Origin of the sequence: Shewanella sp. NKUCC05_KAH (assembly GCF_019345585.1) — a bacterium.
GTDB lineage: Bacteria > Pseudomonadota > Gammaproteobacteria > Enterobacterales > Shewanellaceae > Shewanella > Shewanella oncorhynchi.
The window spans coordinates 207,566-220,559 of record NZ_JAHKQZ010000004.1 but is presented as its reverse complement, the minus strand read 5'-3'; the positions used below and the strand labels follow the sequence as shown (position 1 = coordinate 220,559).

Annotated in this window: 9 protein-coding genes; 1 reads left to right on the top strand and 8 read right to left on the bottom strand. The window is 47.1% G+C overall.

Going from position 1 to position 12,994, the window contains the following annotated elements:
• Positions 1 to 79: 79 nt before the first annotated feature.
• Positions 80 to 649, bottom strand: coding sequence for a hypothetical protein (locus KO533_RS05870; RefSeq protein WP_219253258.1), 570 nt, complete (start codon positions 647 to 649; stop codon positions 80 to 82).
• Between the two features lie 396 nt (positions 650 to 1,045).
• Here KO533_RS05870 and KO533_RS05865 point away from each other — a divergent pair, with 396 nt between their 5' ends.
• Positions 1,046 to 1,537 carry a TIGR00645 family protein gene (locus KO533_RS05865; protein WP_105250244.1) on the top strand — a complete coding sequence of 164 codons (492 nt, stop codon included), beginning with the start codon at positions 1,046 to 1,048 and terminating at the stop codon, positions 1,535 to 1,537.
• Between the two features lie 117 nt (positions 1,538 to 1,654).
• On the opposite strand, the gene KO533_RS05860 is transcribed toward KO533_RS05865, so the two are convergent.
• The 7 genes from KO533_RS05860 to KO533_RS05830 form a co-directional block, all read right to left on the bottom strand.
• Positions 1,655 to 2,899 (bottom strand): dicarboxylate/amino acid:cation symporter, encoded by a 1,245-nt coding sequence (locus tag KO533_RS05860; RefSeq protein ID WP_219253257.1) that lies wholly within the window; start codon positions 2,897 to 2,899, stop codon positions 1,655 to 1,657.
• Positions 2,900 to 3,300: 401 nt separating this feature from the next.
• Positions 3,301 to 4,173: a hypothetical protein gene (locus KO533_RS05855; RefSeq protein WP_219253256.1), complete on the bottom strand. Its 873-nt coding sequence runs from the start codon at positions 4,171 to 4,173 to the stop codon at positions 3,301 to 3,303.
• Positions 4,161 to 5,381, bottom strand: coding sequence for a phosphoenolpyruvate carboxylase (locus KO533_RS05850; protein ID WP_131525493.1), 1,221 nt, complete (start codon positions 5,379 to 5,381; stop codon positions 4,161 to 4,163). The genes KO533_RS05855 and KO533_RS05850 overlap by 13 nt, the downstream gene beginning before the upstream one ends.
• Before the next feature lie 48 nt (positions 5,382 to 5,429).
• The gene (locus KO533_RS05845) at positions 5,430 to 6,083 is read right to left on the bottom strand and encodes a hypothetical protein (protein WP_011790751.1); all 654 of its coding nucleotides are present in this window, start codon (positions 6,081 to 6,083) and stop codon (positions 5,430 to 5,432) included.
• Positions 6,083 to 9,757, bottom strand: a complete 3,675-nt coding sequence (locus tag KO533_RS05840; protein WP_219253255.1) for an ATP-binding protein — start codon at positions 9,755 to 9,757, stop codon at positions 6,083 to 6,085. The genes KO533_RS05845 and KO533_RS05840 overlap by 1 nt, the downstream gene beginning before the upstream one ends.
• Positions 9,758 to 10,124: 367 nt before the next feature.
• Positions 10,125 to 10,736: a response regulator gene (locus KO533_RS05835; RefSeq protein WP_219253254.1), complete on the bottom strand. Its 612-nt coding sequence runs from the start codon at positions 10,734 to 10,736 to the stop codon at positions 10,125 to 10,127.
• Positions 10,726 to 12,753 carry a sensor histidine kinase gene (locus KO533_RS05830; RefSeq protein ID WP_219253253.1) on the bottom strand — a complete coding sequence of 676 codons (2,028 nt, stop codon included), beginning with the start codon at positions 12,751 to 12,753 and terminating at the stop codon, positions 10,726 to 10,728. The genes KO533_RS05835 and KO533_RS05830 overlap by 11 nt, the downstream gene beginning before the upstream one ends.
• Between the last annotated feature and the right edge of the window lie 241 nt (positions 12,754 to 12,994).

Below are 12,994 nucleotides of genomic sequence, written 5' to 3'. Positions count from 1 at the left end.
GGTGAGCCCCACGACTTTGATTCACCTCGGCCATTAGGCCGCAAAGCCAAAATCTACACAATAACCCAAAGATAACCCACTAATTGCTAACACACAGATTTTGCTGAATCTTCCAACGGCGCTGCATCACAGGAATTGAAAAACCATAACAAAACACCACGATTAGAGGCTGAATTTGAAAGCTCAGCTCGGGCCAGAGCATGAAAGCTGCCACACAGGCTAAGGTGCGCACTATCGCATGCACTATGGCCACCTTTTGCGCAGCTAAAACACCGTGGACTAACCACATTAAACCTGTTTGCACCGCAAGGGCGAAAGGCAAGGCTAAATAGTTTTCCATAAAAAAGGGAATACTAATGCTAAAGGTTAAAAAACTCATCCCCATCGCAGCGAGAAACACAGTCTCAAACCAATTACGCTCAGCGCTTTTCTTAAACGAGATATTCTCGCCCGTCAGCCGCGAAATACCCATGGCAAGGTAGATAATAGAACCAGTACCGATAAAGACCGCCATAACCAACTGCGAAGGAGGTAATACAAAGCTCAATAAAAACAGTAAGCTCCACACAATCATGCCGGATAAAGGCATAGCTAAAGCACGTTGTTGACGGTATTCGATTAATTGTTGGTCCAGTGATTTATGTTGCATGATTAAGCCTCCTTGTTTAGATGACTTAAGTATCTGCGTAAAATGTCCATCACGGCAGTGTGAGTTGTCAGCAATCTAGGATGACAAATGTCACTTCCTTCATCAAAGCCCTAAAATACCGAGAAAAATGATCATCCATGGCTGAATTTACTTGGTATTAGGTTGAAAAAAGCGACGATCAGACATATCAAAGGCAGTGCAAATTAAACGATGTGGCGCCACTAACACCCAAATAGGGTTTAAATAACCACAGAGGTTACAAAAAAAACACAATAACAGCATATAACTCACGCCCTTGTGATTGGGTAATAGCGCGCATAAAGTGCATTATGTTACTGTTTTAGTCATTAGTGACTCGATTTTTTACCGCATTTTAGATAAAGGGTTTAGTGGATTATGGAACAAATATTTGAAAAATTAATGTATGCATCGCGCTGGATTATGGCGCCAATTTATTTGGGACTCAGCTTTGTTTTATTGGGCTTAGGCATTAAATTCTTCCAAGAGATCTTCCATATTCTGCCGATCATTTTTGAGATGACTGAAGTGGATTTAGTGCTGGTGACCCTGTCCTTGATTGATATCACCCTCGTGGGCGGCCTGATTGTGATGGTGATGTTTTCTGGCTATGAGAATTTCGTCTCGCAGCTGGATGTGGGCGAAGACAGTGAGAAGCTAAGTTGGCTGGGTAAATTAGATTCTGGCTCACTGAAAAACAAAGTGGCGGCGTCGATTGTGGCGATTTCGTCTATTCACCTACTGAAAATCTTTATGGATGTGAAGAATATCGATAACGACAAAATCATGTGGTATCTGTTAATACACATCACCTTTGTATTATCAGCCTTTGCCATGGGCTATCTGGATAAAATTACTCGCACTAAGTAATGGGCTAACATAGTTGATGCTAACCTAGCAACACATCAATACCAGCATAGAGAATATTAAACAAAAGCCACTGTTTTCAGTGGCTTTTGTTTTTATAGAATACGACTTAGTGGCACATTAACTCTTCGCTGACTCAAGCTGATGCACTTTCTCGGTTTGATCCACTATGGTCAACACCGCAGTATCACCAACCACGTTACAGGACGTCAGCACCATATCAATAATACGATCCAGCGCTGCCACAATCGCAAAGGCTTCAATCGGTAATCCCATTTGATGGATTAACACACCTATCATCACCATGCCGCCACCGGGAACACCGCCCGCACCGACAGATAATAGGAAGACACTAAATAACAGCGAAGGCAATTGCTCAGAGGTAATGGGCATGCCAAAAGCATTGGCAACAAAGAAAATCGCAATAGTGATATAAATCGCCACACCGCCCATGTTCATGGTTGCACCCAACGGTACACCAAAACCAGCAACAGCACGGTTCACGCCTAACTTGTCAGTTAAAGTACGCATGGTCACGGGAATAGTCGCATTTGAGCTTGCGGTCGAGAGTGAAAACAGCACTTGCTCTTGGGTCTTCTCGCGGAAGGTTTTGGCTGAAATTGGGGTAAATATCCCCACTGCCATAGGATAAACCACAAAAATCCACAGTAGCAGCAGCGCGAGGATCAGCACCATATACTCAACCACACTCATAAACACACCTGCATCTAAGGTCGCGCCGAGTTTAAACATCAAGGCAAATACACCATAGGGCGCAAGACTCATCACCACAGAAATCAGTTTCATCATGATTTTATTGGCGGTTTGAAAACCTTGGACAGCACCCGCAACATGCTCCCCAAGGGACTTAATCACACCGCCAAGCAACAAGGCCATAAAGATCACTTGTAGCATATTGCCTGACATAAAAGCCGTCACAGGATTACGTGGGACTATGTCGATCACCAACGCCATCAGGCTTGGCAATTCAGTTGCTGTAATCGCTACGCCATCCGTGCTGCTCATATCTACACCTTTACCGGGTTCGAGTAGCAGTGCCACTAATAATGCCGTCGCAATTGCGACAAAGGTATTGATGATATAAAAACCGAAGGTCTTACCGCCCAAGCGGCCAAAACTTTTGAGATCTTGCAGCTCACAGACACCACAAACGATGCTCACAAACACGAGTGGCACAACCAGCATCATGATCATATTAACGAACATAGTACCAACGCCACCGGCAAGCTCGACTAAATTACCCGAGAAAAAACCGATATCGTTTAAGAAGTATTGCACTATTGTGCCGAAAATAAGGCCGGCAAACAGACCAATAAAGATCCGCGTCGAAAGTGATTTCATCATGCTTGTGATTTCCCCAGAAAGGTCATTTATTTGTTATTCATCTTCCATGATGAGCACAATTGCCAATCCATTTTTGGCTCAGGCGGGGATAGTGAAACATGCTAGCCGTTAATTCAATGAATAAATTTCATTTTTTCATCTTGAATTAAGTTAACACCATCACAGAAAAACAGTAATAAACTGATTTTAAATCATAAAAAATTTACCAGCACAATATTTAAGCACTAACGAAATATATTTAAACCAGTATAAACAAACAAAATAAACACCAAATAACATCAAATTAAACATATAAGAAACAACAACCAAATAAAAATCAGACTTAATAACTGAATTTAAATTTATAACAGGATTTAAAACCAGTTAATTATAGTAAAGCAGAGAGATGGGATGGATGACAGCTAAATATATGGCACTAACACTAGTTCAAGTCCGTGAGCCAGCAGGTGTTGCTGTTTGATACTAATACGGTGTTGATTTAGCCAAACGGCTAATTTTTGCCAATGCTTTAACTCGGCATTTTGCAAATACTTAGCCTGTTTCGCTTGCTTGTCGAAATCATCAGTAGAATTAATTTGTGCTATTGCCAATAACTCAGCAGGTACTGTCAGCGCAAGTTGTGGCACAAGGCAATGGGTCACACCCATTAAGGTATGGGCGATTTGTAGTCCTGCGGGATCTAAGTCGGTAAAGGCAATGATCGGTAATTTATCTGCCATCGCTTGCAAAAAATGCCGCACGCCAATCGGGGAATGATGACCGCTACCACGGTAGATAACCATCACATGGGTTAAATTCTCAGGTAAACGCGCTTGATGGATAACATCAAATACATCTAAGTTTTCAACCACTAGGATGGCTGCGACATTGAGTTCATGGCAATGCTTTTGTGCTTCATCCAAAGGAATACGCAGTGATGTGCGAGTTGAAATCCCAGTTGGTGAAGATCCGAAACCTAGATACTTCATCAAAACGTATTCGGCTTCAGGGCGTATCTTAGCGAGCTTTTCATCGTGACTTTTGGCGGACATCGCCATGCGATCGACATTGAAATCAAGCTGCCTTAAATCAAGCCCCATTAACGCCAACACGCTTTGCCTTAGCAGTTCAAAATCTTTGGGCGCAAAACACAGATACTTTTCAGACTCGTCTAACTCACCCACTTCTAACTCGCGATAAATCGCGCGCCAGTTAGCCGTGAGCTTAACCTTTACAGAACGCTTAATAAAAGCGTTCTCCAACAGTTGTAATTGTTGCTGGCCTAGGCGAGCCATAACTCAACATCGCGAATAATAAAGTTGCCGCTATAGATGGGATGCGGTTCGCCCAATGGCTCAAGCTCAAAATACGCTTTATGTTCATCGGGCAGACCTTCGTAGCCACCAATCACTTGATAAATCCAGCTTTCAGCGTCCCAAGGCAAAGCCTTATCCGCCAGATATTCCAGCGCAGATTGACGCAGGCCAGACTCAATTACATCGACGAAATACTCATCCACCGCTTGTTTGAGTGGATTATCCGGCACATCGAAGTCTTCACTTTGGGTGATAGAAACGGACACATCATGCTCACGCACAGCCGCAATCACAGGATGGCGGCTGATGGCTTTAATGTGCGCGACTATGCCCATCAACTCCAGTTCTTGGCTGGCGTTATGCACATCTACCGCAGCAGGCGCGAGCAAGATTTCGGCGCGATTGAATAGACTCGGGATTTCCTTGTGGGATACATGGTCCGCAGGCCGATAATCCGGATGCAAATCAGTGTAGAGCAACCAGCCCTTAAGCAAACGGGTACGGCCACGGATTTGTCTGAAGCGACCTAAGAGTTCGAGTAAACGCCCCTGCACTACGCTCAGTTCCTGGGCGCAGTCGCTCATGGTTTCCTGCAAAGTCGTCACTAAGAGTTTGCGCAGTTCACGGATATCGCCAGCGATTTCGCCTAGCTCACTAAACTGGAACATCTCTAAGCCATTAAGTAATTCAGACACTTGGCTTTGAGCTAATTCGTTTTCGCGGATCTTAGCGTTGATCGTACCAACGTAACCGAACTCGTTATTGATCCGGCCCCAGAGCACACGGATCGAATAACGCAGACTGTCGGCGAAACTATAAACATGTTCGCTTAAATCTGATAAATAGGCCTCAGCGGCGCTGTAATCTGAGCTATGACGCGCCTCTTTATAATGATCGGCCAAGGTTTTAATCGTGGCTAAGGCCGAACCGACATTAGAGTCGATTTGACGATTGCGCTCATCACTTAAACCTTCTTCGAGTAAGGCACGCACTGAACGCTTAAGCCGCAGCTCCTGATCTGGCTCTGGCCGCCATAAAATCCCTGCCTGTTTAAGCTTTTCGACCACGCTTGGATCGTGCGCATCCTCGTTAAGAGAGCCCGCCAAATAGGTATCCATAATGATGTCTGCATGGCGACCTAACTGCTTGAGCAGTTTCACACCCGCCTGATGTAAGTTACTGCTCATCATGGCCTCCTTGGTCGCAGCTTTTACCTAGGTTTAACAGTGCCAACATTAGATTAAGTCCCGCTGGGTCGCAGTTTCCGCCTGCGCTTCTAGGCTTAAACCTTCGGTTTCATCGATAAAACGAATAACTTCATACAGATAATCCAGCTTGCCCGTGGCGATATAAATTTGCTTCTCCGCATTGGGTCGTACTAAATAGCCGAGTTCGACTAAGCGTTTGAAGACTAATTTGATTTGCGCATCGCTGTTGGTACTAGTCGAGCCAAATAGACGATATTGGCTGAGTTTGGCTAACTGCTCACGGAACGCTGGCGTGTCTTCGATACGGCTTTGCAGCTCGGTCAAACGCACGGGCGCACCTTCGCTCAGCGGCGCATCTTGGCCACTGGCTTCTTGCACTAATACCAACCATTCCACCAGCGGGATCAATGCCTGACAGATATCTTTAAACTGCGATGAAATCACTTTACGTTCGGCATCGCCTAACTGTAAGTAACCGCAGAAGAACACATCACCTTCGGCGGCAGACGCCACGGTACGGTTGATCTGGTTTAAGTAAGCTTCAACCCGCTCGCGGGTACTGCTATTTTTAAGGGCGCGCCAGCCTTCTTCATTAGTGGTGCGGCAAATAAACTCGCCCTTGAGTAACAGCTCAATCAAAGCGCCAGTGCCAACTAATACGGTTTGGGTTGCATCACTCATTAGATGGCCTCCTTCGACAAACGCTTATTCAACATGTCGGCAATTGGGTTGACTTTAGGCTTAACCACCTGCAACTTCTTAGTTTGTTTGTTGATAATGTAACGATTAGCGAACAAGTTCAGCACCTCAGACTCAGGGTTCGGGAAGGCGCCCAGCACACAAATATTGTTATTTTCGCAGGCATCGAAAATCTTCTTCACGTTGGTATGGTGCAAAGTGCCCAACTCATCAATTGGCCAGTGAATGGTCACATCGGCGCGGCCACGCAGCAAGCGCGTGAATGCCAACAAGAACTTACACAAAATCAGATACGCCATACCGTGGCTTGAGGATTCGTTAAGCTGTCTGTCGGTGCGGATGATCAAATCGCTGTTACCTTCTTTGAGGCGCAGCTCGATTTCCAGCAACTTAGAGATGCCCCCCGTTAATGCGGCGCGACCGATAATGTCTAAGGCGCGGCGCATGCTGTTGGTGTAATCCTCATCGGGCAAGCCATTAAAGCCATCGGCTTTCCAATGTTTAAAGGCTTTGACGAACTGTTCAAGCTCAGGCCAGAACTCTAACTCACTGATGCGCGAACGAATACGTACAGCCGATTCAGACACGCCATCGAGGAATAACTCTTCGCCCACTTCGCGGGTAATACGCGCACTTTGGGAGGCAATGCGGCGGTCGATATCGGCTAACACATCGTAGAAAGCGGTTAAGTCGACGCCGAAAATCCGTCCTTGCTCACGCAGCGCGGTAATCGATTGCGGCACGATCACGTTCAGCAATTGCTCAAGCTGTGGCACTAACTTACGGTAATCCAGCAGGCGAATACCTTTATCGTTGATAAAGCTCGATTCTTCGCGGGCACGCTCCCAGGTTTCGGCAAGGCCCGAACCTGACTTGCTGGCGATCACTGAGTCGAAATGCTCTACATATTGCTTCACCGAACCCATCAGGTAATCGCGTTTTAGCAGCAAATCCTCACCTTGGCGCAGGCGCTCACCTAGGCTGCCTTGGGCTTCTTCGTTATTGGTCGGTAACTTAAGCTCGGCGAGTTTACGCATCACGGCACGTAATTTAGTTAAGTTTTCAGAAGCTTCAACCTGCGCCGCATCGGACGCTTTACGCTCGGTTTCGAGTTGTTGACGGCGGGCCTTAACATCCTGAGTTTTCGCCTTAAGCTGTTGATCGATTTCCGATACCGCACGCTTCACATCGCTAAGCTGAGTTTGCAGTTTAGGTTTGCGCGCAAGCCAAGTGTGTTGATACCAATCGTCAAAGCGCAGTACGTCGCTGCGACGCTGTTCGGCGCGGCTGATTTTGGTTTCTAACTCACGAATTTGTTGCTTGAGTTTGAGGATATTATCCTCATCCACACCACGGGATTTAAGCTCGTTTTTGTACCAAGTCTCGCAGGCTTTCTGCTCGATTTTGGCGCTTTCGCGGCGTCCTTCAATAGTCGCTTTAATTTGGCCGAGTTGGTTGTCGAGCGCGCCGATAACTTCCTGCCAATAGGCATTCTTTTCCATGCGCGCTTCAAGCGCTTGCTCTTTTTGATCTTCGAGCCAGAGTTCGTGCTGATGTTTAAGTTGTTTTAGCTCACCATCGAGTTGAGTCAGTCTTTGTCCCGCATGGGCTTTGCGCTCGCTCAATGCTTTGTTAATTTTCTCTTGCTCGCTGCGCTTTTCATCAAATAGGCGACGCAGATCGTCACGGCTATTTTTGTACGCCGTGCGGGCAAAAGTCAGTTCACGGCTGAGATTATCCAACTCGCCATTAATGGCCACCAGCTGAGATTCGGCCTCGGCTTGCATTTCTTGGGCACTAGTGTGGGCTTCTTCGGCTTTGCTTAACCGAATACGCAGCTCTTGTTCAGAGGCGGCATATTCAGGCACATCGATCGCTTTAAGATCTAAATGCACGCCAAAGAAAGCTTCGCTCGATTCAGTCACTAAGCTTGGATGTAAATCAGTGCGATGCAGTAGTTCAGGTGCGATCACTTTCCCTAAACTTTGCTCCCAACCTTGGGATTCTTTACGCAGAAACTCCAATAGGGTGTGGGATTGCGGGAACAGCATGTGGTGCAGTTCATCCAGCGCAGTTTGACGCTCATTCACCCTTAAGGTGGCAATACGCAAGGCTTCGTTGGCTTGGTCACGTTTGGCTCTGAGCTTGCGTTCATCGCTGCTTAAGCGTTCAACCTTGGCATTGCAGCTTTCTTGTTCTTCGTCGGCGCGGTGAATACGTTCGTCGAAAATCGCGAGACTCAGCTTTTCTTCTTCGGTGTAAGTCACGCCATCAACACGCAATTTAAGCTCGGCGGCAGTGAGTTTGAATTGGTATTCCTGCTCGCTAAAGCTAGCCTTGCCCGCATCCATTTGGTTGCGCCATTGCAGCTCTAGGGCGTCAATATCGGTGCGCGCCACTTCACGTTGTTTATCGCGGGCTTCACGCTGCTTGTCTTGGTCGGCATGCAAACCTTCAAGCTCGCGGTTTAACTGCTCGCCAATCTTACTGCGACGGGCATTGTACGCCGCCTCAATGTCTTGGTGCTTCTCGGTTTGCAGCTTATGGCGTTCACTTAGGTTTTCAACATCGGTGCGCCAGTTTGGCAGCATCTCAAGATCGGCCTTGGCTTGCTCTATGTTCGCATCTAAAAAGGCAGCATGCTGATCTTCAATGGCATCGAGCTCATACTCGCACTTTGCCACATCGCCCTTAGCTGCCGATAAATCGAGATTGAGCTCATCGCGCTGCTCTTTCCATTCATCATCAAGCAATCTGAGTTTTAAATTCAGCTCTTTAGATAAGGTTTGCTGAATATCTTGGCGATCGGCTTCTAAGGTTTCATCGTTGCGATAACCGCGGGACAGACTCGATAAACGCAGTTCGGCGCTGAGCAGTTGGTTAAATTCTTGCTCGAGTTTTTCAAACTCAGGGCGAATGACTTCAAAGCCTTGGATAAGTTGGCTTTCACGGATCCACGCTTCAACGCGCTGCGGATTCAAACGTGAGCTGGGCGGATTAACCCCATCTTCCTCTAAAATGGCGGCGATCATGGATTTGACCGTCTCCATCTTGCCTTCTTTGGAGTGCACCGCTTTAGCGAGTTTTTCGATGTGACGCAGGGAATGCTCGCCCTCACACAGAGCAAATTGGCGTGCATAACCGCGTAGTTCGCTGCGGTTGCTGCCCGTGCTTAATAGGGTGCGATCGTTTTGAATAATGGCGCGATATTCACGGGTATTAAGCAAATTAGTGGTGGCGATGCCGGCACGTTTTAAATCACGGCCTAATTCCGCCATGGTGTGGCACAGAATAGTGTCGCCATTTTGCGATTTAATATAATCGCTTAGCTCAAAACCTTTGGCGATAAAACGATAGTTAACGCCCTTACCATCACCCGCCGAGGCCAGCACAGCTTGGTACAGTAAGCCATCGGCCTTTTGATATTCGTAAATGATGTAGCTTGAATCGTGTGGTAAATACCAACGCTCGAAACTGTCGCGGGTCGAAGGCACCACGCGGCTTGGGTATTCACCATAAAAAACAGGGACTAGACGTTGTAATGTCGTTTTACCCGAGGCGTTAGTACCACAAATGTTGGTATGACCATTGAGGGCGAGTTCCACCACGCCCGGAAGGTGCGTATCAATCAGCACAATACGAATCAAGCTTGCCATTTCATTCCTTATGCAAACAGGAGAGTCTTATCTAAGCTGCAGAAGCTTCTACACAATAAGAGAAAACAATCCAAGAGGGCCACTGACGTTAAAATCGTCACTGTAAATAAACACTTTAAAAAAGTGACTAAAAGTGATGTTAAAAATCGTGGCCTAAAAATAGTGCCCCTAAAATAAGGCAATCACAGTGTATTGGCAATTAAGCGGCGATGCACTAATGCCTTGGCTCACATCTCAGCCCATTGCTCAGCAAAAACATAACCCTATAGCTAGGCTCAAATCAAACGGCCAATGATACGACAACTTAGCCAAAATAGGCGGCTAACAAAGCGGCAATTAGCGCGATAAAAGGTAAATTCCAGCGGATTTATTCGAGACGCAAGCGTTCGGCAATCCGACTGTAGATCAGCATCATTTCCGCCAGCGATCCCACTTGCATGCCTTTCATCAAATTGGCACGGTGGATCTCGACCGTGCGCATGGCAATACAGAGACTATCGGCGATCTCTTGGTTCTTCAGGCCTTGGGCAATCAGGTTGAGTATTTCCCGCTCCCTTGGCGTGAGCGCTTGATAAGTCTCAAGATACTGATTGTCTTGATGATGCGCCTTGGTATGTTCCAGCGCTTTGACGACCGCCTCGGCTAACTTAGCGCCATCGGCGGGCTTTTGGAAAAAATCTACCGCACCTAATTTAAGCGCATCTACCGCCATTGGCACATCGCCATGGCCCGTGAGATAAATCACCGCTAGCGGACTATTTTTTGCCACTAATTCAAGATGCAACTGCTGACCACTCAAACCCGGCATACGCACATCGACCAGCGCACAACCCGGTAGTGTTAAGTCAACTATGGTGAAAAAGGCTTCGGCGCTATCAAAGTCGGTGATCTTAAGGCCATAACTTTCAAGCATAAAACGCAAAGAACGACGCACTGAGTCATCGTCATCGATTAAATACACAGGTAGATCAAGACTCATTATTGGCTCCATTGGGTTCAGGTTTACGCGGTATAGCCACCTGCGCTTGGCAACCGCCACCCATAGCGCTTTCTAGGCTAAACGTACCACCATGGCTCTCGGCAATATCACGGCAAATCACTAAGCCTAAACCTAACCCCTCTGATTTAGTGGAATAAAATGCTTGCATCAGCAGACTGGTCTCTTCGGTTAACCCTGTGCCATTATCTGTGACTGTCAGCAAGAGCGTACATTCTTGATAGCGAAGATCGATATCGATCGTGGGTGTGTATGGCTTTTGCGTGATGCTCTGTTCGGTGCCACTGGATTCAAGCTCTAACCGCTGAACGCAGGCGTCAAAGGCATTTTTCAGCAAGTTAAGCAACAACTGCTGCATGCCAACTTCATCGAGGGACTGTAAATAGGGTTCACCATTCACATTGACGGCAAGGTTTATCTGATGTTGTTCAAACTCATAGGCGAGCAGCGGCACAGTATCATTGACCAACTCATGCAAATACAAAGGCTGTTTCGACACAGGTCGCTTCTTCAATAAATTACGTAAGCGACTGATAATATTGTCGGCACGTGTGACTTCCTGCTGGATCAGCGCCAATACAGATTGCAACTCCTCAGGGCTAGTCCCCCGCTGTAATCGCACTTCGGCGCCATGACAATAATGGCCAATCGCCGCCAAAGGTTGATTGAGTTCATGGGAGAGACTCGCGCCAAGCTCACCCGCGATAGCAATACGCTGTGCATGTTCCAGTAACGCACGGTTTTCATTGAGCTGACGCTGAGTGTTAATCAACTCACGGCCGCGGCGACTAAAGCGGTATTCAAGCCAAAAATGATACACATTGAGTAAAACCAAAATCCCCAAAACAAGCCAAGCCCATTGTTGATGTAGCTTGATCCACTGCCACGCCCTTTGCCACCATGGTGCCTGCAAAGGATGCATATCGAGATCTTTAAGCAGTTGATCGATCGCAAGCTGACTCACGGCCGTGGTCCAGCCCGCAGAATCGGCAGACTTAGCGGCGAGATGATCTTCGGGCAGCGCTAGCAAAGCTTGAGTCACACTTTTAGCCAGAGACTGGGAAGCGCGATTGGTCTTTGCCATAGACCAGTTGGGATAAAGGTGGGTCGAGACTTGGCAATTAAATCCCGCAGGCGCTTGATTATCGAGCACTCGATAATGGGCGATGTTAATAAGACCTTCCGTTTGCATCTGCTCAAGCTGACACACAGGCACGACAGCCGCATCCAGTCGATTATCTTTCGCCGCATCATCACCACTTTTTTGATCATCTAACTGATAAATCAAGTTATCTAGCGGGAACCCCAGCGGAATAATCTCACCCACAAAGCGAGGCAAATCTATGCCCTTTAGCTGCGCTTCGTACACTAAGGTCAAGTAACCACCAAAGGCATTTTTCGATACGATCCCGAGTCGACGTCCCTTAAGATCACTTAAGGTGTGATAGGGTGAATCGGCGCGCACCACCAGCGCCGAACCCACTTGCATTGCCGCGCCATTATTTAACGGGCTACGCAGGGTCGCCAACCAAGTGAGAGAATATTGCCGTGCCAGTAACACAGATTGCCCTGGGTTTGTGATCACAAAATCGAGCCCTTGGGTTTCAACGCCCTTAGCTAGCTCATCGAGGGTGAGAGGATGTAACCTAAAGTAACTGTTGGGAATTTGGGTTTCGAGCCACCCCATCAAAGGTTGCCAGCGGTTGATGGTTGCCTTATAACCGCGGATGGCTAACACGCCAACATCGACTACTTGATAACTGGGCTCTTCGATAGCAACTTGAGCAACAACCTCAGGGTCAGTTAATCCCGAATGCGCACTTTGATTCAGTGGCTCCGCAGCAAACACCTTAACTGAAGCCAGCAAACATAGGAATAACACTGCGTTCCTTGGCTTTTTTCTCGGTATTGCCACGGAATGTGGAGTGCTCAGAATCGATAACGGCCACTTGACCGATAGAGCTAAGCGAAACACCGTTTTCATCATCCTCAATAACATGAAGTGCAATCCTTTATCCCCAGTCACTCACACTAAAATCAAGTCCAACTCAAGCTAAGAAAAGGCCAAACTCAAGTAACAAAAAATAAAACCCTAGCATTTTGAAGGCTATTCTAACGGATATTTGTTGCGCTAGATCAAGTCCACATCCGATATGTGGAAAACCACTATAGTTATGCCGCCTCCCCTTTTACAGAATGCCTGTAAACCTCGCCATAAACCTTAACTCTAGGTCTATGAG

Excerpts from the sequence above, each read along its gene's own strand:
- KO533_RS05870 (WP_219253258.1), bottom strand. The coding sequence starts at position 649 with ATGCAACATAAATCACTGGACCAACAATTAATCGAATACCGTCAACAA.
- KO533_RS05865 (WP_105250244.1), top strand. The coding sequence starts at position 1,046 with ATGGAACAAATATTTGAAAAATTAATGTATGCATCGCGCTGGATTATG.
- KO533_RS05860 (WP_219253257.1), bottom strand. The coding sequence starts at position 2,899 with ATGATGAAATCACTTTCGACGCGGATCTTTATTGGTCTGTTTGCCGGC.
- KO533_RS05855 (WP_219253256.1), bottom strand. The coding sequence starts at position 4,173 with ATGGCTCGCCTAGGCCAGCAACAATTACAACTGTTGGAGAACGCTTTT.
- KO533_RS05850 (WP_131525493.1), bottom strand. The coding sequence starts at position 5,381 with ATGAGCAGTAACTTACATCAGGCGGGTGTGAAACTGCTCAAGCAGTTA.
- KO533_RS05845 (WP_011790751.1), bottom strand. The coding sequence starts at position 6,083 with ATGAGTGATGCAACCCAAACCGTATTAGTTGGCACTGGCGCTTTGATT.
- KO533_RS05840 (WP_219253255.1), bottom strand. The coding sequence starts at position 9,757 with ATGGCAAGCTTGATTCGTATTGTGCTGATTGATACGCACCTTCCGGGC.
- KO533_RS05835 (WP_219253254.1), bottom strand. The coding sequence starts at position 10,736 with ATGAGTCTTGATCTACCTGTGTATTTAATCGATGACGATGACTCAGTG.
- KO533_RS05830 (WP_219253253.1), bottom strand. The coding sequence starts at position 12,753 with ATGTTATTGAGGATGATGAAAACGGTGTTTCGCTTAGCTCTATCGGTC.